Genomic DNA, 20,807 nt, shown 5'->3' with positions numbered 1-20,807 from the left:
GGGCGGTGGTGGTGAGGAGGTCGGGCAGGGTGGTCGGTGGTGTGGGTGGTGGTCCGGTGCGGGTGAGGAGGTCGGTTTTTTCGGTGGGGTCGAGGATGTCGATGGTGGCGATGGGTTGGGTGGGGTTGGTGGTGATGGCGTGCAGGATGTGGAGCCATCGGTGGGTGAGGGTGTCGATGGTGGTGGGGTTGTAGAGGTCGGTGGCGTAGGTGATGGTGGCGGTCATCTCGCCGTTGTGGTTGTCGGTGAGGATGATTTGTAGGTCGAATCGTGCTGTGGGGGTGGGTGGTTCGGTGGGGGTGATGTCGAGGTGGGGGAGGTGGAGGTGGGGTTGGTCGAGGTTTTGGAAGGCGAGCAGTGTTTGGAAGAGGGGGTGGTGGGAGCGGGTGCGGTGGGGGGTGAGGTGGTCGACGAGTTGTTCGAAGGGGATGTCGGCGTGTTGGAAGGCTTGGAGGTCGGTGTTTCTGGTGCGGGTGAGTAGGTCGGTGAAGGGTTCGTGGGGGTTGATGTGGGTGCGGAGGACGAGGGTGTTGACGAACATGCCGATGAGGTCGTCGAGGGCGGGGTCGCCGCGTCCGGCGATGGGGGTGCCGATGGGGATGTCGGTGCTGTTGCTGAGGCGGGCGAGCAGGACTGCGAGGGTGGCGTGGATGACCATGAACAGGGAGCAGTCGTGCTGGCGTGCGAGGGTGTGTAGTGCGGTGATGAGTTCGGTGTCGAGGGTGTAGGTGGTGGTGGCGCCGTGGTGGGAGGCCACTGCGGGGCGGGGACGATCCACCGGCAACGACAACTCCTCCGGAAGGTCCGCGAGCGTGTCGCGCCAGAACGCGAGGTCGTCGCGGCGGCTTCGGATCCGGGCCGCTTCGCGCGCGCTGCCGGGGTGGATCCGCGCGAGGTCGGTGGCCGGCGTGGCGGCGGCGAACTCGTCGAGGAACTCCACGAACTTGCTGTGGTGGGCGGACAGTTCGGGGCCGGTGTAGCGGTCGGGATTGGCCAGGAAGTGCAGGATCGTCCGCGGCGGTTCTCCGGTCTGATACAGGTTGACCAGGAGATCCTCGACCGGCCCGGAGCTGAGGATGTGGAAGTCCCCGGTCAACTCGCCGAACCGGATCTTCTGGGGGAAGAACATGACGTTCACCATCGGACCCGCGAACCGCCGCTGCCCACGCGATCCGGTGGCGGCGCGAATATCGGCGAGGCCGCACCGCTGGTGGCGCAACGCTCCGACCAAGTCGGATTGGACCCGCCGTACCAGCGTCGCGACCGTGTCTTCCGCGCCGAGTGCGAGCGGAAGCGGCGCGAGGTTGACGAACACCCCGCCGGATCGGCGCAGGACGGCCGTGGTTCGGCCGGAGACGGGAACATCGACGAGGATCTCGTCCCGGCCGGTCATCCGGGCGAGATAGCAACCGAACGCGGCGATCACCACCGCGGCCGGGCTCGCGTCGAGCGCTTTCGCGGCGTCCGCGATCCGCCCCACCAGCGCCGTCGGCAGTTCGGCCATCGCGACCACGCTGTCCGCACGCGGCGGCGCGTAGCGGGTCGCCAGACTGGATTCGTCATCGGCGACATCGGCGAGTTTGTCCACCCAATATGCCTGGTCGTCGGCGAACCGCTTGGACTCCCGATACGTGCGGTCGGCCTCGTACAGTGTGCGAAGGTCCGCCGCCCGGTTCGGTTCCGGCGGCCGTTCCTCCACGGCGGCCGTGTACAACTCCGCGAGCCGGTTCAACATCGTCATCGCGGCGTAACCGTCCACCGCGACGTGGTGAACTTTGTTGTACAACAGGTAATGCCGATCGCCGACCTGCAGAAGCGCCCCTGCCCACAACCGGTCCCGAGCCATATCCAACGGTGCGGTGTATTCGTCGCGCATCCACTTCAATGCCGCCGCCATGGGATCCGGTTCGGCACGCATATCGATGACCGGCCCCGTCGAAGCCAGCGACGGGTCGAACAGTTGATGCGGGCTACCGTCCACCTCGACCAGCCGCAAATACCCTGACTGGAACTCGTGACCCGCGCAAATCATCAGCGAACGCAGAAGCTCACGATCAAGCTCCCCGTGGAACTCGACGTATTGCGCCTCGCATATCGGGACGTCCGGACTCAAGCGTTGCGCCAGCCACAGCCCCCGCTGTCCGGCTGACAGCGGTACAGGCTCTGGTGGCGACACGTCCGGTGCGGTGTTCGATCCACGGTCGGGGTCGAACTGCGGTCGCTGAACGGTCATCACCTTGCCTCCAGACCCGACCGGAAATCAGTTTAAGCCGACCGGTTCGTTCGCGTACACCTAAACCACGATGCAGACCGGCAAATAGTTGCCGACTTTACGAAATTGATAAGGGCCGGTGCGCGGAACTGCCGCAGCAGAGGCTTATGTGACGCGGCAGCGACCGAACTGCACTGCGGCCTGATTCGTCCGATGGCGCCGTTGTAGTGTCAATTACGGTGCCGCATGCGAACCGTGTCCTGGAGAGTGGGCGGGCGCTCGGTCCCTTATTGCTGATTTGTCCTTGTTCTCGGCACCGATGAATTTCCCGCATTTCGTGTCCGGCTGCGCGGCGGCCGTGGTGGACGTGACCCCGGTTCCGGTGGAATCGGCCACGATCGAGCGCTGCTCAGTCGGCAGCCGCGACGGGTTCGGCGATGTCTACCGAAGCGGGGACTGTCGTCTTCCATCGCGCGTCGACGACCAGACCGGCCAGTCCGACCGCGAGGCAGGCGCCGGACAGCGCGAGCATCGCCGGATGGGTGGTCCCGGTGAGCGCGTCGCCGAGGATGACGGTGCCGATCGTGCCGGGCAGTACACCCAGCACCGTGGCGAACAGATACGGCCAGAACCGGATCGATGACAAGCCACAGCAGTAGTTGATCACCGAGAACGGTACGGCCGCGATGAGCCGCAGCGAGCCGACCGCCAGCCAGCCGCGGCGGGCGAGACGTTCGTCGATGGCGCGCACCGCGGGATGGGTGAGCCGGGCGGCGACCTGATTGTGATCGAGCGCGCGGATGAGCACGATGGCCAGGGCCGCGCTGACGGTCGTCGCGCTCACCGCGAGCGTGATGCCCAGCAGCGGGCCGAACAGCAGACCGGCGCTGACGGTGAATACGGTGCGCGGGATCGGCGCCACCGTCACCAGAGCGTGAACCAGGAAGAACAGCAGCGGGAAGACCGGGCCGACGGAAGTCGCCCAGTCCTGCACCTGGCGGGGCGACGGCAGCGGGACCAGCAGCGCCGCGCCGAACAGCGCCACCGCGCCGACGATCAGCGCGACGATACGCGGGTCACGGATCAGCCTCGTCACGGGCGACAGGTTACCGGTTGGTAGTGGCGGGCAGGGTCAACCGGCTGGGAATCCGCCCGCTAGCATCAGTGGAAGCGGGACGAATGCCCGTTAACCGAAGTAGTCGCTGAGCTGGGCGAATGTGAGGGTATCGGGCGCGCACTGGCGGTGCGCCCGTGGTGAGGAAGAGGAACAGCAAGCTATGCCGATTGCTTCAGATCCCGGGGTCGACCCGGTGCCCGAATACGGCGCATGGCGCAAGGGTGTTGCCGGGGTGCTGGCGAAGGCTCGCCGCGTCGATGTCAGCGAACTTCCCGAGGAGCCCGAGCGACTGCTCGACGAGACCACCTATGACGGGCTGACGGTCGCCCCGCTCTACACCCGGCGCGATGAGCTGCCGGAGCAGCCCCTGCCCGGAACGTTCCCCTTCGTTCGCGGCCGGGACGCCACTCGCGACGTGCACCGGGGCTGGTTCGTCAGCGCCCGGTTCGCCCAGCGCGACGCCGCGGTGGCGAACCGCGAGATCCTGGCCGCGCTGGAGAACGGGATCAGCGCGATCTGGCTCGGTGCGGGCGAGCGCGGCGTACCGGTGGCGGATCTGCCGACCGCCCTGACCGGCCTGCTCTTCGAACTCGCCCCGCTCACGCTGGACGCGGGCGGCGACGTCGCCGACGCGGCGGCGCAGGTGTTCACGGCGCTCGACGGCTACACCGCGCCGGCGCGCGATGGCATCCGAGTCTCGCTCGGCGCCGCGCCTCTGACCAGCCGCTTCGCCGGAGCGGCCGACACCGGTCTCGCCGAGGCCGTCGCGCTGGCCGGACAGGCGGCGCGACGACCGGAAACGGTGCGTGCGATCACCGTGGACGGCACCGGATTCCACGACGCGGGCGCCTCCGACGCCCAGGAACTGGGCGCGGCGGTCGCTGCGGGCCTGGCCTACCTGCGGTCGCTGACGGAGAGCCTGGACATCGCCGACGCGCTGGGACAGCTGGAGTTCCGGTTCGCCGCCACCGACGATCAGTTCGCCACCATCGCGAAGTTCCGTGCCGCCAGGCGGCTGTGGGCGCGGGTCGCGCAGGTCTGCGGAGCACCGGATTTCGGCGGCGCGCCCCAGCACGCGGTCACCTCGGCCGCCATGATGAGTCAGCGCGACCCTTGGGTGAACATGCTGCGCACCACGCTCGCCGCGTTCGGCGCGGGCATCGGCGGCGCCGACACCGTGACCGTGCTGCCGTTCGACTCCGCCCTGCCGCCCGGCGAACTCGGCGTCTCGCAGGCGTTCGCCGATCGGATGGCCCGCAACACTCAGCTGCTGCTGCTCGAGGAATCGCACCTCGGCCACGTGCAGGATCCGGGTGCGGGCTCCTGGTACGTCGAGGACCTCACCGCCGCGCTGGCGGCGAAGGCATGGGAGTTCCTCCAGGAGATCGAGGCGGCCGGAGGCTACCTCGCCGCGCTGGAGTCCGGGCTGCTCGCCGAGCGGGTCGCGGCGACCAAGGCCGCTCGCGACGCGGATGTCGCGCACCGCAAGACCGCCGTCACCGGCGTGAACGAATTCCCGAACCTCGCCGAGCAGCCGCTGTCCGAGGCGGCGCGGCAGACCGGCCGGGTCGCCCGCTACGGCGCCGCGTTCGAGCAGCTGCGCAACCGCTCCGACGCCTACCTCGCCGAGCACGGCGCGCGGCCGAAAGCGCTGCTGGTGCCGCTCGGCTCGGTGGCCGAGCACAACGTGCGGGTCACCTTCATCGCGAATCTGCTGGCTTCGGGCGGCATCGAGTCGATCAATCCGGGTCCGCTCGCGGTGGACGGAATCGCCGCGGCGGCCGCCGAAGCGGGGGCGCCGATCGCGGTGCTGTGTGGCTCGGATACGCGCTACGGATCGGAAGCGGGTGAAGCGGTGCGGCAACTGCGCGCCGCGGGCGTGCCCACCGTGCTGCTGGCGGGTGCGGCGAAGGCCGTCGCCGACCTGGACGACGCGCAACGCCCGGACGGATTCCTCGCCGCGCGCATCGACGCCGTCGCCGCGCTGTCCGGCCTGCTGGAGAAGGTGGGAGCCTGATGACCACTCGTGAGATCAAGCACGTGATCGGTAGTTTCGCCGACGTGCCGCTGGCCGAGCGCGCGCCGGAGCCCGCCGCGGTCGACGCGGCGCAGGTGACGGAGTACGTGCGCGCGGCCGCGGCGGCCAACCAGTACGCCCCCGAACAGCTGGTGTGGTCGACCCCGGAAGGCATCGACGTGCCGCCGGTGTTCACCAAGGCCGACCGGGACGCGATCGCGGCCGCAGGATATCCGCTCGACAGCGTGCCCGGTGTCGCGCCGTTCGTGCGCGGTCCGTACCCCACGATGTACGTCAACCAGCCGTGGACCATCCGCCAGTACGCGGGTTTCTCCACCGCAGCGGACTCGAATGCCTTCTACCGGCGCAACCTGCAGGCGGGCCAGAAGGGTCTGTCGGTCGCGTTCGACCTGGCGACCCACCGCGGCTACGACTCCGATCATCCGCGGGTGCAAGGTGACGTCGGCATGGCGGGCGTCGCCATCGACTCGATCCTGGACATGCGCCAGCTGTTCGACCACATCCCGCTGGACCAGGTCAGCGTCTCGATGACGATGAACGGCGCGGTGCTGCCGATCCTGGCGCTGTACGTCGTGGCCGCCGAGGAACAGGGCGTCGCGCCGGAACAGCTGGCCGGAACCATTCAGAACGACATTCTGAAAGAGTTCATGGTCCGCAACACCTACATCTACCCGCCGAAGCCATCGATGCGGATCATCTCCGACATCTTCGCCTACACCAGCGCGAAGATGCCGAAGTTCAACTCGATCTCCATCTCCGGCTACCACATCCAGGAAGCGGGCGCGACCGCCGACCTGGAACTGGCCTACACCCTCGCCGACGGCGTCGAGTACATCCGGGCGGGCATCGACGCGGGCATGGAGGTCGACAAGTTCGCGCCGCGGCTGTCGTTCTTCTGGGCCATCGGCATGAACTTCTTCATGGAGGTCGCCAAGCTGCGCGCCGGGCGCCTGCTGTGGAGTGAGCTGGTCGCGAAGTTCAACCCGAAGAGCGCGAAATCGCTGTCGCTGCGCACCCATTCGCAGACCTCCGGCTGGTCGCTCACCGCGCAGGACGCCTACAACAACGTCGCGCGCACCTGCATCGAGGCGATGGCAGCCACCCAGGGCCACACCCAGTCGCTGCACACCAACGCGCTCGACGAGGCGCTGGCGCTGCCCACGGACTTCTCCGCCCGCATCGCCCGTAACACCCAGCTGCTGATCCAGCAGGAGTCCAACACCACCCGCCCGATCGACCCGTGGGGCGGCTCGTATTACGTCGAATGGCTCACCCACCAGCTGGCCGACCGCGCCCGCGCGCATATCGCGGAGGTCGAGGCGCACGGCGGCATGGCGCAGGCGATCGGCGAGGGCATCCCGAAACTGCGCATCGAAGAAGCCGCCGCGCGCACCCAGGCGCGGATCGACACCGGCCAGCAGCCGGTGATCGGCGTCAACAAGTATCAGGTCGAAGAGGACCAGCAGGTCGAGGTCCTCAAGGTCGAGAACTCGCGGGTGCGCGCCGAGCAGATCGAGAAGCTGCGACGCCTGCGCGCCGAGCGCGACCCCGACGCGGTACGGCGGGCGCTGGCCGAATTGACCCGCGCCGCGGCCTCTTCCGAGGGCGGCATGGCGAACAACCTGCTCGCGCTGGCCATCGACGCCGCACGGGCCAAGGCCACCGTCGGCGAGATCTCCGATGCGCTGGAGCAGGTGTACGGCCGCCACCAGGCGGAGATCCGTACCCTCTCCGGTGTGTACCGCGACGAGGCAGGGAAGGTCACCAACATCACCAAGGCGAGCGAGCTGGTCGAGGAATTCGCCGAGGCCGAGGGCCGCAGGCCGCGCATCCTCGTCGCGAAGATGGGGCAGGACGGCCACGACCGGGGACAGAAGGTGATCGCCACGGCCTTCGCCGACCTCGGCTTCGACGTCGACGTGGGCCCGCTGTTCCAGACCCCGGAAGAGGTGGCGCAGCAGGCGGCCGACAACGATGTGCACGTCGTCGGTGTGTCGTCGCTGGCGGCGGGCCACCTCACGCTGGTGCCCGCCCTGCGGCAGGCACTGGCCGATGTCGGACGCCCCGACATCATGGTCATCGTCGGCGGCGTCATCCCGCCCGGTGACTTCGAGGAGCTCTACCAGGCGGGCGCGGCGGCGATCTTCCCGCCCGGCACGGTGATCGCGGACGCGGCGATCGACTTGCTGAAGAAGCTCGGCGCCGAACTCGGTCACGAACTCGGCAGCGGCGCCGCGGATTCCGCCGCGACGGAATGAGCGAAGCGGGTTCCCCGGCGCGCGACACCCCGAAGGTGACCGCGCGCCGGGCGATCGACGTCGACGCCCTCGCCGCGGCGGTCCGCGCCAACGAGCGTGCTGCTCTGGCGCGGGCGATCACGCTGGTGGAATCCACCAGGGCCGATCACCGTGCGCTGGCGCAGCAGCTGCTGCTGAAAGTGACGCCGGAGGCGGGCGCGGGGGGCGCGCCGTCCAACCGCGTCGGCATCACCGGCGTTCCCGGCGTCGGCAAGTCGACCTTCATCGACGCGCTCGGCATGTATCTGATCGAGCGGGGGCACCGGGTCGCGGTGCTGGCGGTCGACCCGTCCTCGACCAGGACCGGCGGTTCCATCCTCGGCGACAAGACCAGGATGGCGCGGCTGTCGGTGCAGCGCGAGGCCTACATCCGGCCCTCGCCCACGGCGGGCACGCTCGGCGGCGTCGCCAAGGCGACACGCGAGACCATCGTGCTGCTCGAGGCGGCGGGATACGACGTGATCCTGGTGGAGACCGTCGGGGTGGGCCAGTCGGAGGTCACCGTCGCGAACATGGTCGACGTGTTCTGCTTCCTCACCCTGGCCAGGACCGGCGACCAGCTGCAAGGGATCAAGAAGGGTGTGCTCGAACTCGCCGACCTGGTCGCGGTGAACAAAGCCGACGGCAAACACGAGGTCGAGGCCAGAGCCGCCGCCCGGGAACTCGCGGGCGCGCTGCGGCTGATCCACCCGCACGACGCGCTGTGGCGGCCGCCGGTGCTGACCATGAGCGGTTTGGAAGGCATCGGCCTGGACCGGTTCTGGGACACGGTGCTCGAACATCGTCGTGTGCTCACCGACGCCGGGGAGTTCGCCGAGAAGCGCCGTCGCCAGCAAGTGGACTGGACCTGGACCATGGTGCACGACCAGCTGCTGCGCAGGCTCTCGGACAACCCGGACGTGAAAGCCATTCGGGCGCAAGTGGAGAAGCAGGTCCGCGACGGCACCCTCACCGCCGCGCTCGCCGCCGAGGAACTGCTGAACGCCTTCGACGGCCGCTGAGCCGCCGGGATCCGATCCAACGCCTACCGCGCGTTCAGCTGGATCCGCGCCACCAAGGCACGGTGGTCCGCGCCGGGAAGTCCCACGGTCTCCACCGCGACCGCGCTACCGCCGGCGACGAGGATGTGGTCGATACCGACCAGGGGCGGCCACCGTTTGTCGGTCGGATAGGTGACCAGGTGTCCGGCGCCCGCCTGCTCGGCGGCGTCGGCGAAGCGGCCGGACAGCATCGCGCGGAACTGCCGGTGGTCGTAGGTCGCGTTGAAATCGCCGCCGGCGAGCACCGGTCGATCCGCGGGTGATCGGTCGAGAATCACCCGCAGCCGGGACAATTCGTCGGCCCATACCCGCGTGCCGTACACCGGCGGTACCGGATGGAAGGCGTACACCGCGACCGGGCCGACGCCTGGAACGTCGGCGGTCGCCGACAGCTGGTTCAGCACGAAGCCGTCGTACTCGACGGTTTCGGTCAGCGGGTGGCTGCTCCATATTCCCGTCCCGGTCGCTGTCCTTCCCGGTGAGACGAACCGGTGCGGCAAGACCTGGTCCAGTCCCGCGCGGCCGAGTTGCTCGACTGCCGTCGGCGTGAGTTCGTTCACGGTGAGGACGGCGACGTTCCTCGCGCGTACCTGGTCGACCAGCGCCCGGGGATCGGCTCCGTCGAAAAGGAGATTGGCTTGCATCACCGTCAGGGTGTGCCCGTCCGCGTCGCCGGAACGGCCGACGTACAGCGGCGCCTGCGTCCACGCCGCGATGGCGACGACGACGATCGCGACCGCCGCACCGCTCCACTGCCGCATGGCGACGAACGCCACCGCCCCCAGCACGGCAGAACCCATCAGATACGGCGCACCCGAAGCCGCCAAGACCAACATCCGCGACTGCGATCCGCTGAAGTGCAGTGCGATCCCCACGCACCCGGCCAGTGCGGCAAGCCAGGCCAGTAGCTGGACGACGACCACGATCGACTTCGAGATCACGTCCGATATTCGAACACACCGGCGACGCCGGGCATTCGACGGCAGCCGCCGCCGACCGCTGCTGCCGAGGCAGAGCGTGTTCTTCGGCCGTTCCAGACGCCGTAGGTGACGACCGCTGCGGGCAGGTGCGGTCGGGCTGGTGCCCGCACGGCCCAGCGGCTCACGGTCATGGCGACCCGAGCCGGTCGACACCGGTCATTCGAGGCCGAACAGCGCCGCCGCGTTGCGATAGCAGACCTGGCGTAACCAGTCGTCACCGAGATCCAGCCGTTCGAGCGCCTCGATCGAATGACCGTAGGAATGTGGGATGTTCGGGAAGTCGCTGCCGAACAGGATGCGGTCGGCGAAGGCGCGCAGCCTACCGTGTTCGTGCACCGGAAACGGGGCGTCGGCCTCGGAGAAATCGGTCCACACCATGGTGGTGTCCAGCCGCACGTCCGCGTAGGCCTCGGCCAGGTCCAGGAATTCGGAGTACTCCGGCGTGCCCATGTGCGCGACGATCAGCCGCAGGCGCGGAAAGCGCCGCAGCACACCGGCGATCGGTTCCGGCCCGGTGTGCGTTCCGGGCGCGGGGCCGGAACCGCAATGGATGACGATCGGAACGCGCGCGTCCTCCAGCAGGCCCCACACCGGGTCCAGCAGCGGGTCGCCCGGATGGTAGCCGCCGACTTGGACGTGCGCTTTGAAGACGCGGGCGCCACGTTCGACGGCCTCCCGCACATAGCTCGCGGCCGGTGGTTCAGGAAAGAAGGTGGCGGTGTGCAGGCAATCGGGCGTGCGTGCCGCGAAGTCTGCGGTCCATTCGTTCAGCCACGCGGCCATGTCCGGCTTGTGGGGGTAGACGAGAGCGGTGAACGCGCGAACGCCGAAGTCGCGCAGCGTCTTCAAACGGACCTGCTCGTCGGCGCGGTAGGTGATCGGCCAGGCGCGGCCGGTCAACGGACCTGCCGAGTCGAAGTAGGCCCACACCTTCCGCAGCACCTGGTCGGGCATGAAATGCGTATGGACGTCGATGATTCCGGGCAGGCCGAGCCGGGTGCGGAAGGCGGCCAGGTAGGTCGTGTCGTCGGCGTCGGTCACCGGACCTCCTGTGTGGCGGGCGGATGCACCGTGCGCGCGAGGTCGCCGACCCGGGCGATCAGTCGCTCGAAGAACAGCTCCTGGTCGGTGCCGATCACGATGTCGGCGTTGGGTTCCCGGCCCCACATGCTCGTCCAGTCGGCGACCGTGGTCGCGCGGGTGATGGTTCCGGCCAGTTCCACGTCCACCGTCGCAGGGCGGGTACGGGCCAGCGCCGGGTCCAGCGCCACCGCGGCCGCGAACGGGTCGTGCATGTGGGCCAAGTAGCCCAGGTCGTAGCCGTGGTGGAAATCGAAGTAGAACCGCACCGCGTCGGTGACGTACCGGACGATCGGATTACTCGCCGCCGAGCGGGCCTCCGGCGGATCGGCGGGCGAGACGATTTCCACCGGATAACTCTTCGCGCGCTCGGCGAGGCGGGCCAGGTGCTCGGGCCGCATCTCGATGGTCTCGGTGATGTCGAGCGCACACACGATCGGCCTGCGCTGCGCGGGGGCCGCGGCGAAGGCGTCGAAGACCTCCTTGGCGGCCTCCGGATCGACGTGCACGTTCCACTCGTTGGTCGGCGTCGTGTTGCCCGGATGATTGAACGCGCCGCCCATGATCACCAGGCGGTGCAGCAACAGCGGCAGCTCCGGTTCGATCCGCAAGGCGAGTGCGAGATTGGTCAGCGGCCCGGTGCACAGGCCGACGATCTCCCCGGGATGCGCGCGCACCAGCTCGACCCACATCCGCGCGGCCGATCGCGGCGAGAGACGGCGAGCCGACCGGGGGAGTTCGGCGTACCCGATGCCCTGGGGTCCGTGCGTGTCCTCGGTGGTGCGCAGCGGGATCGCGAGTGGTTCGGCCGCGCCGAGCGCCACTTCGATGTCCGGCGCGTGGCAGACATCCAGCCAGGCCAGATTGTTTGCCGCCACCTGTGCCGCCGGAACGTTGCCCGCGGTAGCGGCGATTCCGGTGATCTCGGCCTCGGGGGAGCCGAGCAGGTACAGCAGCGCGAGCGAGTCGTCGATGCCGGTGTCGACGTCCAGGATGATCTTCTGCCGCACGGGACGAGACTAGCGAGCCGGGGTGCCGGAGCGTCGCCGAGGTGGCCGATAGCTCGGTGATGGCAGGCGGTAGTACATGCGTCTGGTACATATGTCTTAGACGTTGTAGCCTCGAGTCATGGGAAATCGCGAGGATCTGCTGGCGGGAGCGCGGAAAGTCATCATCGAGCGGGGCGTCGCCAAGGCGACCGCCCGCGACATCGCCTCGGCGGCCGGTGTGAGCCTGGCGGCGATCGGCTACCACTTCGGCTCGAAAGACCAGCTGATCACCGAGGCCCTGGCCGACTCTCTGGGCACCGCGATCGGCGACAGCATGGAACAGAAGATCCGCGACGGTAGTGGTGTGACGCCGCTGGCGGCGTTCGCCACGATGTGGAACGGCATGCCCGCGGTGTTCACCGAGAACCACGACAGCATGCTGGCGAGCATGGAGAACCTGGTCCGCGTCGCCCGCTCGCCGGAGTCGCGGAAGTTCTTCGCGCAGAGCCTGCCCGGGGCCTACCGGGAGATGGCGGACGCGCTGCGGGAGGCGCACCCGCAGCTGAGCGAAGACCAGGCCGAGGCGATCGGCGAACTGTATTTCGTACTCGTCCAGGGCCTCGGCGTACTGCAAACCATCGCTCCGGACGCGAACCTCCCCGACGGCGACCGCCTGGCGCAGGCGGTCGCCGCACTGGCGGGGGTCGAGGATTAGTGCTCCTGGACAGCTCCGACGGGGATGGGGCGCAGGCGCGGTACCGCGAGCGCCACTGGTCGGCGCCGCGAAGGATTTTCGCGGCGCCTCAGCGGGACGGATCAGTGGGTCGGCAGGGGCCAGGCGGGACGGTCCGCGCCGTAGGTGGGTGCGGGCCAGGCGTAGTCCGGGTATTCGGGGAGTACGGGGGGCGCGGTGACGACTTGTCCGTGCCGGACCACCTGCGCTGCGCTCGGCTCCGCGGCTGCCGGATGACGCGGTGTGCGGTCGGGGGCGCTGAGCAGCCAGGACGCGGTGCGGGCCAGAGCCACACGCACGTCCCGCCCGATGCCGTCGCCCGCGCGCGCGACCAAGGCGTCGATCACTCCGGCGGCGAGCAGGTAGCCCGAGGCGTGGTCGAGCGCCTGGGCGGGCAGCGCTCCTGGCACGGAGGGCGCGCCCTCCAGGATCGAGATGCCGGATGCGGCCTGCACGATGCTGTCGAAGCCGCGCCGCTCACCCCACGGCCCGGCTTCACCCCAGGCGGACACCCGCCCGTGGATCAGCCCTGGCCTGGCGGCGGCCCGCACCCCGGCGCGCTCCAGTGCGCCCGGCCGGTAGCCGGTGATCAGCACGTCGGCGGCGGCGATCAGATCATCGAGGCCACCGGTGCGCAGATCGACCAACGCCGAGCGCTTGCCCTGACAGGTGTCGGCGAATTGCCAGGGGATCTCGGGCAGTTGCGGCGGGTCGACCCGCAACACTTCGGCGCCGAGCAAAGCCAGCGCCCGCGTCGCGACCGGGCCCGCTATCACCCTGGTCAGATCGAGCACACGCAATCCCCGCAGCGGCTGCAAAGGTGCGGCGCCCGTAGGCAATCCGGCTTCCCCACGGTCGGCGCGCCGGTCGATCGCGACCAAGGGGGCCGCCGCCGCGGCCTGTCCTTCCGGGCTGGCGGTCCACTCCTCCTCGGTACGGACGCGGACCGCGATAGCGCCCTGCGCGGAGGCCTGTTCCTCCAGATCCGAGGCGCGGATCATCGCAATTCGGGCGACGGCGAGATCGACCGGCACGGACTCGGGCAAGCCGAGTGTGGCGAGCAGTCGCGCCCGGTGATGCGGATAGTTGGCGTGCGTGCGAACCCATCCGTCGAAGGTGGGAAAGAAGCCGGAGAGGTCGGCGAACTGCGTCGGCAGTTGGCCGCCGATACGTAAGAGACGCTCGCTGGAGAAGGCCGCGGTGATGCGGGCCGGGTCGATGCGATGCGCCACCGGGGCCAGACCGCGGGCCGCTCGCATGCGGTTCGCCGCGGCGGTCAACGCCGCGACCGAACCGGCGGCGAGTGCCCAGACCGGTAGTGTCGCGGCGAGATTGCTACCCGGATCGGGCGCGGGGGAGATGGGCGAGGCGGTGACACCGATACCGGCCTCGTAGTCCTGGACGAGCCGTGCGTGCGTGTTCACTCGCTTCAGCGTAGTTGGCGGTACGGCGAACTCGGGTGCGGTGGTCGTCACAGCCGCGCCGGATGCGGTTCGCGGCTTCCGCACCGCACCGTCGTTCTGTGGTGTCACCTGCGCCGATTCGGTTCGGCGACCAGTGTGGCCCGCATGCGGGCGCGCCGCGCCTCGATGCGGCGGGGTGGTCGACGAACGGATGGCGCGCCCGTCCAGGTGGGACCCGTGGACAGGCCCGAACGGCGACCGCAAAATCGCACAACGGCGAGGCCGGGATAGCGGATGAAATGCTGACGAGCTCGAGGCCCCGGCGTCTCGGACGGTGGTGGGTGCGGGCCGTGGCAGCAAGCACCATGCCACACCGAAGAGACTGTCCGAGCGCACTTCTCGCCAGTGAAAATAGTGGGGGCGCGAAGACCGGACGTATCGGCCAGCATGTCCACATGCTGCACCGCAGCAGCCGGCGCGGTGACGCCGCGCCGATCCGATGACCTGCCCGTCGCGTGCGGGCAGAGGGGCAGAGCATGGCCGGCGCACCGAACTGCCGCGCGTCGGCCATAGGTGAGGTCGATCGACGATGACGAACGTCTACGCCGGAAGCGCGGAATACACGGTGCCGACGATCAGAAAGAAGCCGAATTCACCCGCGCGAGAACGCGTGCCGGTCTTCGGCATCGACCTGCGGCCGCGCGCGGCTCTGCTCCCGGACCGGGTCCGCTCCGCGCCGATCACACTCGACTACGAGCTGATGGCCGTGCAGGACGCGCAGAACGCGGGGTACCTCCGGGAGATCCAGGACCTCGCCGCCGAGCGCGCGGCACTCGGCACCGCCGGCCACGACCAGGCGACGCGATTGCGCGTAGAGCAGCTCGAGGCGGCGCTCGCGGCGGCGGCGACGGACGCGGCAGCGGCGGGGGTCGCCGCGGGGGATGTCGATCGTGCGGTGGAGTACGGTCGCGCCGGCGCCTACTGGGCCGACCGCCCCGCGCACCGCTACCTCGGCCGGATCGCTCAGTTGACCGACGAGATGAGTTCTCGTCTCACGGAATTGGCCGACTATCGGCAGCGGATCGCCGAACTCGAACAGCGAATCGCGCGGACGGGCCCCGGCGGGGCCTGAGCCGTCCGGTACGCCCCGGTGCCGTACCCGCTCCCGCGGACGGGGATGCTGCATCGGTGCAGGAGATCTTTCGGACTGTCGGCGTCGAGGGGTGGTTGCATGCCCGGTGCGTCGATTGCGGCGCCGAGGCGGGCGTCCGGGCGGACGAACCGGTGGTGCTCGCCTCGGTGGTGAAGGTGCCGCTGGTCCTGGAGTTCGCCAGGCAAGTAGCGGCGGGACAGTTGGACCCCGCCGACCGAGTGCGGGCGCGGGCGGCGGATCGGCTCGGCGGCGTCGGCACCGCGGGCTGCGCCGACGACGTCGATTTCAGCCTGCGCGACGCGGCGTACTTCGCGCTCACCGTCAGCGACAACACCGCGGCGGACCTGCTGTTCGACCGGGTGGGGCTGGACAACGTGCGCTCGCTGCTGCGCGAACTGGGCCTCGCCGCCACCCGTGTGGTGGGTCCGCCGCGCACCGTGGTGCAGTCCATGGCCGAGGACATCGGCGCCGCCGACGCGGTCGAGTTCGCCCGCCGGTTTCCCGCGCTCGACGCCGAGCAGGTGCTGCGCACCCGCGCGCTGGACCCGCTGCGCACCACCGCGAGCACCCCGCGGGAGATGGCGCGGCTGCTCAGCATGATCGCCCGGGACGAGGCGGGCGCACCGGAGGCGTGCCGGTGGGTGCGTGATCTGATGCGTGAGCAGGTGAACTGGTACCGGCTCGCCGCCGCCTTTCCGCCGGACGTGCAGGTCTGGGCGAAGACGGGGACGCTGCCCGGGGTGCGCAACGAGGTCGGCGTCGTCGAGTATCCGGATGGAAAGCGTTATGCCGTAGCGGTTTTCACCCGCGCGGCGACCTTGGCGCAGCGGCTGCCGGAGGTGGATCGCGCCATCGGCGCAGCCGCCGTCGAGGCGATCGGCCGGATCGTTCACGGCGGGCCGTAGACGACGTTCCATGGCCGTTGCGGCGGGTCCGCGACCGGACTCGGCCGTGACGCGCCGTCGCCTTGCAGCACCGCGACGACCAGTTCGGCCAGCTCGCCCACCAGCGGATGCGCCACGCCCACCGGCCAGGCCAGCGACAACCGATGACTCAGCGTGCCCTCCGGCAGTGGCCGCCAGACCACGCGGGGTTCCTTCTGCGCCACCACCCCCTGGTCGAAGGCCACGCCCCGCCCCGAGAGCACCATGCCCAGGACGAATTCGGGATTGCGCGCGTGCTGCACCGAGGCCGGGCGGAAGCCGTGCTCCCAGCAGCGGCGCAGCGTGGCGTCGTAGAGTCCGGGCGCGGCCGCGCGCGGGAAGATCACCAGGCCGTGCCCGGCGAGGTCGGCCAGTTCCAGCGCCGACCGCGCGGCCAGCGGCGAATCGCGGGGCAGCACCACGCCGAGCGGTGTCTCCACCACCGGGCCGAGTTCCAGGCCGACCACGTCGACCGGGTGTTGCAGCACCCCGGCGTCCAATTGACGGTCGGCGAGCAGCCGGACCTGCTCGGCGGTGGTCAGTTCCTGCAGATCCACCCGGACGTCCCTGGCCTCGAACGCGGTGAGCAGCGCGGCGAGCACCCGCCCGGCCAGTTCGGGCGGCACTCCGATCCGCACGGCGTCCATCTCGCCCCGATGCGCCTTCCCGACCAGCGTTCTCGTCCGCTCCCAGCGCGCGAGCAGGTCTCGCGACTCGGCGAGCAGAATCTGCCCGGCCTCGGTGAGTTCGACGCGGCGGCTGTCGCGCTCGAACAGACGCGCGCCGAGGTCGGCCTCCAGGCGGCGGATGCGCTGGCTCAGCGGCGGCTGGGCGATGCCGAGCCGCTCGGCGGCCCGCCCGAAATGCAATTCCTCGGCGACGGCGACGAAATACCGGAGCTGGCGCAGCTGGTCCACGCTGCGACGATATCTCTTCCGATATCACCGAGCGTCGACACCGGTCTTGGACACGGCCGCAGGGCATGTGGTGTGGTGCCCGCATGACAGGTTTCGGACGGCGTGAATTTCTCGGCGCGACGGCGGGCGCGGCCGCGCTGGCGGGGTTAGTCGCTTGCGCTACAACGGATTCCGCCGACAATGGTGCGGCGACTTCGGTTCCCGCGGGCGGATCGCCCGGCGGGGTGACGCTGCGGTGGTGGGGCAACAACAGCTGGGAGATCCGCCTGCCGGGGGGCAAGGTCGTGCTCATCGACCCCTGGCTGACCAGGTTCCATACCGGAACCTACACCGCCGAGGGCGCTGATCCGCAGACGCCGATCACCGTGGACACCGCGCTGATCGACCACTACGTCGACAGCGGTGAATTGCGCGCCGATCACATCCTGGTCACCCACGGCCACTACGACCACCTCACCGACGTGCCGTATCTGGCGAAGAAGACCGGAGCGACGGTGCTCGGCACCGAGACGCACCTGAACCTCATGGCCGCGCTCGGCGCCCCGGAGCAACAGCTCGCCTTGGCGACGGGCGGCGAGTTCCTCCGTTTCGACGGATACACCATCCGGGTGCTGCGTTCGCTGCACTCCGCATCCGGGGCGCGCGCCACGGTGGCTTTCGCGGGTACCCGTCCAGGCCTGGGCGCGGGAGAACTGCCGCAGCCCAGAGTGATTCGTGATCTGGTCGAGGGCGGCACACTCGCCTACGAGGTGAGCGGCGGCGGCGTGAGCGTGCTGAACTTCGGCGGCTCGAACTACATCGAGTCGGAACTGGCGGGCTTGCGCCCGGACGTGCTGCTGCTGCCCGCCGGAGGCGGGAAGATTCAGGACTACGTCGGGCGCCTGCTGCGCGCCACCGGCAATCCGCGCTACGTGCTGCCCACCCACTGGGACGACTTCGACCATCCACTCACCGAACCCGCTCGCGACTGGGGCGGTCTGGAGCCGCTACGAGCGGCGGTGCGGGCGGCGAGCCCGCAGAGCACTTTCGTCACCGTGGACCATCTACAGACCTTCACGCCGTGACCGGCCTGGATCTCGCCGGGGCCGATCGGGTGCCACAGCGCAAGCGTCACCCGATGCGGTGGCCGTGGCGACTACCGTGGTCTGGTCCGGCCGCGCGCCGGGACATGCGACGGCGAAGGGAGATCGAACATGGCAGGCGGTATCACCGACTCGGAGTGGTTGCGGACCCTGCGATCCGAGGCGGTCGTGCGGCATCACCTGCTGTGCTTCCCGCCGGGCGGAGGCTCGGCCACGGCATACCGAGATCTCGCACAGCGGTTCGGGCCGGGTGTCGCGGTGTCCGCGGTCCAGTATCCCGGGCGGCAGGACCGGTTGGGCGACGACCTGATCACCGACCTGGCCGCACTGGCGGACCGGATCGCGCGAGAAGTGCTCGCGCAGGGCGAGATCGCGTCGCTGTCCTTGTTCGGCCACAGCATGGGCGCGACCGTGGCGTTCGAGACCGCGCGCAGGCTCGAGCGCGCCGGGCAGCCGCTGGCCACCCTGTTCGTCTCCGGCCGTCCCGCACCGACATTCGAGGAGACGCAGCGGCTGCACCTGGCCTCCGACGACGCGCTCATCGATGAGCTGGTACGGCTGGCCTCGGATCCCGCTCCGCTGGAGATGCTGCGCGCCGAGCCGGGCCTCGCCGAACTCGTGCTGCCCGCCGTGCGCGCGGATTATCGAGCGGTCGAGACCTATCGTCATCAGCCGGGAGAACCGTTGCGCGTCGACATCGCGGCGCTGGTCAGCACCGAGGACCCGACGATGCGACCCGAACAGGCCGACGAATGGCGAGCGCACACCAGCGGCGGATTCGATCGCGCGACGTTCCCCGGCGGGCATTTCTACCTGGACGAGCACGGCGCGCAGGTCGCGAGCTTCGTGGAGCGCCACCTCGGCGCCTGAGCACGGCCGCCTCGTCAGTGCGGTGCGTGCACACGGGTGGCCGGGGTGGCCCGCCTGCGCAGCGCCCACCCATAGCCGATCCAGGACGCCACCACCAGCGCGGCCACGACTGCCCGCACCAACCCGAGTGCGCTTTCGGGGTAGATCACGCCGGTGATGTAGTGATCGATGAACCCGCTCGACGGCAGCCGCTGCTCCCCGGCACGCTCGCGCGCCCAGTTCTCCAGATACGTGAGCGGGCAGTCGATGCCGAACACGATCGTGCTGAATCCCCAGCAGACCGCGAGCACGTGCAGCCAGATCGTGCGCCCGAAGCGCCACGCGAGGAACCCGCCGACCACCACGTAGGCCACGAACGCGAAATGCGTGACGGCGGTGGCGTCGGCCAACAGCCGGTACAGCACGCCTCCAGCGTAACCTTCCCTCGCGCGGCGGGTCCCGGGTCGGCCGCTACCACGGGGAAGGCTGGTAGTCCTTGAGGAAGCAGCCGAACAGATCGATTCCGTTCTCACCCTGCACGATGGGGTCGTAGACCCGCGCCGCGCCGTCGACCAGGTCCAATGGAGCGTGGAAACCCTCTTCGGCGAGGCGGAGCTTGGTGTAGTGCGGGCGCTCGTCGGTGATCCAGCCGGTGTCGACCGCGGTCATCAGGATGCCGTCCTGCTCCAGCATCTCCCTGGCGCTGGTGCGGGTCAGCATGTTCAGCGCCGCCTTGGCCATGTTGGTGTGTGGGTGTCCCGGGCCCTTGTACGCGCGGGAGAACTGCCCTTCCATCGCGGAGACGTTCACGACGTATTTCCGGCGCGCCGCGGCGGCCGCCATCGCCGGGCGCAGGCGCGAGACGAGGATGAACGGCGCGACCGAGTTGCACAGCTGCACTTCCAGCAGTTCGGTCGGATCCACCTGCGCGACGGTCTGCACCCAGCTGTTGGTGTGCGCGAGGTCGGGCACCAGGCCGCCCGCGTCGATCGCGACGCCGCGCGCGATCCGTTCCGGCGTCGCCGATCCGGCGACCAAGGCCAGCTCGGCGACATCGGCGGCGGTGAGCGCCGGGGTGAGCGAGGCGGTCAGCGCGGTGGGGTGCGCCTGCATGGTCTTGCCGAAGCTGACCACCTCCGGCAGCGCGCCCGCGGGCAGCGGACCCGATTCCGCCTCGACCAAAGCGCTGTAGGCGCCGGGGGAGCGACGGACCGTCTGTGCGGCGTTGTTGATCAGGATGTCCAGCGGGCCCTGGGCGGCGACATCGTCGGCCAAGGCGACCACCTGGGCCGGATCGCGCAGATCGATGCCGACGATGCGTAACCGGTGCAACCAGTCGGCGCTGTCGTCCATCGCGGCGAAACGCCGGATCGCGTCGTTGGGGAAGCGGGTCGTGATGGTGGTGTGCGCGCCGTCGCGCAGCAGGCGCAGCGCGATGTACATGCCGATCTTGGCGCGGCCGCCGGTGAGCAGTGCCCGCCTTCCGGTCAGATCGGTACGAGCGTCCCGTTTGGTGTGGCTGCGCGTCGCGCAGTCCGGGCACAACTGGTGGTAGAAGGCATCGACCCGGGTGTAGCGCTGCTTGCAGATGTAGCAGGGACGCGGGCGGATCAGCGTGCCCGCGCTGGCTCCGGTGGTGGTGGAGCTGATCGGGATGCCCGCGGTCTCGTCATCGATCCGGTTCGGCGAGCCGGTCGCGGTCGCGGCGACCACCGCGCGGTCGGCGGCCGACACCGCCGCGCGCGCATCCGAGCGGCGCCGCTGCTTGAGCTTCTTGAACATGTGCCCGACCGCGCGCTGCACCGCCACCGAGTCGGGATGGTCCTTCTCCAGCGTTCCGGCCTGCTCCAGGACCCGAAGACAGGTCGCGAGGTCCTCGGGATCGATCATGCTTTCGGCCATCGCGGCGGGGGACATCCTTCATCGAGCTGGGCAGACGACCGGCCTATTGTCGCAAACTCGCCGGACCGGTCGCCCGCGCCCCGTCCGGTACG

17 protein-coding genes are annotated in these 20,807 nt (G+C 69.7%); 8 read left to right on the top strand and 9 right to left on the bottom strand.

Annotated elements, in window-relative coordinates:
* Together ABZ824_RS38455 and ABZ824_RS38450 are read right to left on the bottom strand one after the other, a co-directional pair.
* Positions 1 to 2,233 (bottom strand): condensation domain-containing protein (locus ABZ824_RS38455; protein WP_356969706.1); only part of this gene is annotated, 2,233 nt, incomplete at its 3' end.
* Between the two features lie 388 nt (positions 2,234 to 2,621).
* The gene (locus tag ABZ824_RS38450; protein WP_356969704.1) at positions 2,622 to 3,308 is read right to left on the bottom strand and encodes a TVP38/TMEM64 family protein; all 687 of its coding nucleotides are present in this window, start codon (positions 3,306 to 3,308) and stop codon (positions 2,622 to 2,624) included.
* Positions 3,309 to 3,489: 181 nt separating this feature from the next.
* Here ABZ824_RS38450 and ABZ824_RS38445 point away from each other — a divergent pair, with 181 nt between their 5' ends.
* Genes ABZ824_RS38445 through meaB form a run of 3 tightly spaced genes read left to right on the top strand, consistent with a single transcriptional unit; the run spans position 3,490 to position 8,665 of the window.
* Positions 3,490 to 5,346, top strand: a complete 1,857-nt coding sequence (locus ABZ824_RS38445; protein ID WP_356969702.1) for a methylmalonyl-CoA mutase family protein — start codon at positions 3,490 to 3,492, stop codon at positions 5,344 to 5,346.
* Positions 5,346 to 7,625 (top strand): methylmalonyl-CoA mutase, encoded by a 2,280-nt coding sequence (scpA, locus tag ABZ824_RS38440; protein WP_356969700.1) that lies wholly within the window; start codon positions 5,346 to 5,348, stop codon positions 7,623 to 7,625. Before ABZ824_RS38445 ends, scpA begins: the two co-directional genes overlap by 1 nt.
* Positions 7,622 to 8,665, top strand: a complete 1,044-nt coding sequence (gene meaB / locus ABZ824_RS38435) for a methylmalonyl Co-A mutase-associated GTPase MeaB (protein WP_356969698.1) — start codon at positions 7,622 to 7,624, stop codon at positions 8,663 to 8,665. The genes scpA and meaB overlap by 4 nt, the downstream gene beginning before the upstream one ends.
* A 23-nt stretch (positions 8,666 to 8,688) precedes the next feature.
* Here meaB and ABZ824_RS38430 read toward each other — a convergent pair whose 3' ends face one another.
* The 3 genes from ABZ824_RS38430 to ABZ824_RS38420 all read right to left on the bottom strand — a co-directional run bounded on the left by ABZ824_RS38430 (position 8,689) and on the right by ABZ824_RS38420 (position 11,774).
* Positions 8,689 to 9,645 (bottom strand): endonuclease/exonuclease/phosphatase family protein, encoded by a 957-nt coding sequence (locus ABZ824_RS38430; protein ID WP_356969696.1) that lies wholly within the window; start codon positions 9,643 to 9,645, stop codon positions 8,689 to 8,691.
* A 195-nt stretch (positions 9,646 to 9,840) separates the two neighbouring features.
* On the bottom strand, positions 9,841 to 10,725 hold the full coding sequence (locus tag ABZ824_RS38425; protein ID WP_355078444.1) for an amidohydrolase family protein: 885 nt from the start codon (positions 10,723 to 10,725) through the stop codon (positions 9,841 to 9,843).
* A complete protein-coding gene (locus tag ABZ824_RS38420; RefSeq protein ID WP_356969693.1) occupies positions 10,722 to 11,774 on the bottom strand; it encodes a nucleoside hydrolase in 1,053 nt (350 codons plus the stop codon). Before ABZ824_RS38420 ends, ABZ824_RS38425 begins: the two co-directional genes overlap by 4 nt.
* 118 nt (positions 11,775 to 11,892) lie before the next feature.
* On the opposite strand from ABZ824_RS38420, the gene ABZ824_RS38415 reads away from it, so the two are divergent.
* Positions 11,893 to 12,468: a helix-turn-helix domain-containing protein gene (locus tag ABZ824_RS38415; protein WP_356969691.1), complete on the top strand. Its 576-nt coding sequence runs from the start codon at positions 11,893 to 11,895 to the stop codon at positions 12,466 to 12,468.
* A gap of 101 nt (positions 12,469 to 12,569) precedes the next feature.
* On the opposite strand, the gene ABZ824_RS38410 is transcribed toward ABZ824_RS38415, so the two are convergent.
* Positions 12,570 to 13,910 carry a CoA transferase gene (locus ABZ824_RS38410; RefSeq protein WP_356969689.1) on the bottom strand — a complete coding sequence of 447 codons (1,341 nt, stop codon included), beginning with the start codon at positions 13,908 to 13,910 and terminating at the stop codon, positions 12,570 to 12,572.
* A 568-nt stretch (positions 13,911 to 14,478) separates the two neighbouring features.
* Here ABZ824_RS38410 and ABZ824_RS38405 point away from each other — a divergent pair.
* Together ABZ824_RS38405 and ABZ824_RS38400 are read left to right on the top strand one after the other, a co-directional pair.
* Positions 14,479 to 15,021, top strand: a complete 543-nt coding sequence (locus ABZ824_RS38405; RefSeq protein WP_356969687.1) for a hypothetical protein — start codon at positions 14,479 to 14,481, stop codon at positions 15,019 to 15,021.
* Between the two features lie 56 nt (positions 15,022 to 15,077).
* Positions 15,078 to 15,947, top strand: coding sequence for a serine hydrolase (locus ABZ824_RS38400; protein ID WP_356969686.1), 870 nt, complete (start codon positions 15,078 to 15,080; stop codon positions 15,945 to 15,947).
* Here ABZ824_RS38400 and ABZ824_RS38395 read toward each other — a convergent pair.
* Positions 15,932 to 16,882 carry a LysR substrate-binding domain-containing protein gene (locus tag ABZ824_RS38395; protein WP_356969684.1) on the bottom strand — a complete coding sequence of 317 codons (951 nt, stop codon included), beginning with the start codon at positions 16,880 to 16,882 and terminating at the stop codon, positions 15,932 to 15,934. The genes ABZ824_RS38400 and ABZ824_RS38395 overlap by 16 nt on opposite strands.
* Before the next feature lie 83 nt (positions 16,883 to 16,965).
* On the opposite strand from ABZ824_RS38395, the gene ABZ824_RS38390 reads away from it, so the two are divergent.
* Both ABZ824_RS38390 and ABZ824_RS38385 read left to right on the top strand, forming a co-directional pair.
* Complete coding sequence (locus ABZ824_RS38390) at positions 16,966 to 17,946, top strand: MBL fold metallo-hydrolase (protein WP_356969682.1); 981 nt, start codon at positions 16,966 to 16,968, stop codon at positions 17,944 to 17,946.
* A 129-nt stretch (positions 17,947 to 18,075) separates the two neighbouring features.
* Positions 18,076 to 18,834 (top strand): alpha/beta fold hydrolase, encoded by a 759-nt coding sequence (locus tag ABZ824_RS38385; RefSeq protein WP_355078436.1) that lies wholly within the window; start codon positions 18,076 to 18,078, stop codon positions 18,832 to 18,834.
* Between the two features lie 14 nt (positions 18,835 to 18,848).
* Here ABZ824_RS38385 and ABZ824_RS38380 read toward each other — a convergent pair whose 3' ends face one another.
* Positions 18,849 to 19,238, bottom strand: coding sequence for a DUF2784 domain-containing protein (locus ABZ824_RS38380; protein ID WP_355078435.1), 390 nt, complete (start codon positions 19,236 to 19,238; stop codon positions 18,849 to 18,851).
* Positions 19,239 to 19,284: 46 nt separating this feature from the next.
* On the bottom strand, positions 19,285 to 20,715 hold the full coding sequence (locus ABZ824_RS38375; RefSeq protein WP_355078434.1) for an SDR family NAD(P)-dependent oxidoreductase: 1,431 nt from the start codon (positions 20,713 to 20,715) through the stop codon (positions 19,285 to 19,287).
* Between the last annotated feature and the right edge of the window lie 92 nt (positions 20,716 to 20,807).

Source organism: Nocardia sp. NPDC047038 (genome assembly GCF_040644075.1).
Classification (GTDB): Bacteria; Actinomycetota; Actinomycetes; order Mycobacteriales; family Mycobacteriaceae; genus Nocardia; species Nocardia sichangensis.
The sequence above is the reverse complement of the archived record's forward strand: the minus strand, read 5'-3'. Positions and strand labels throughout refer to the sequence as shown.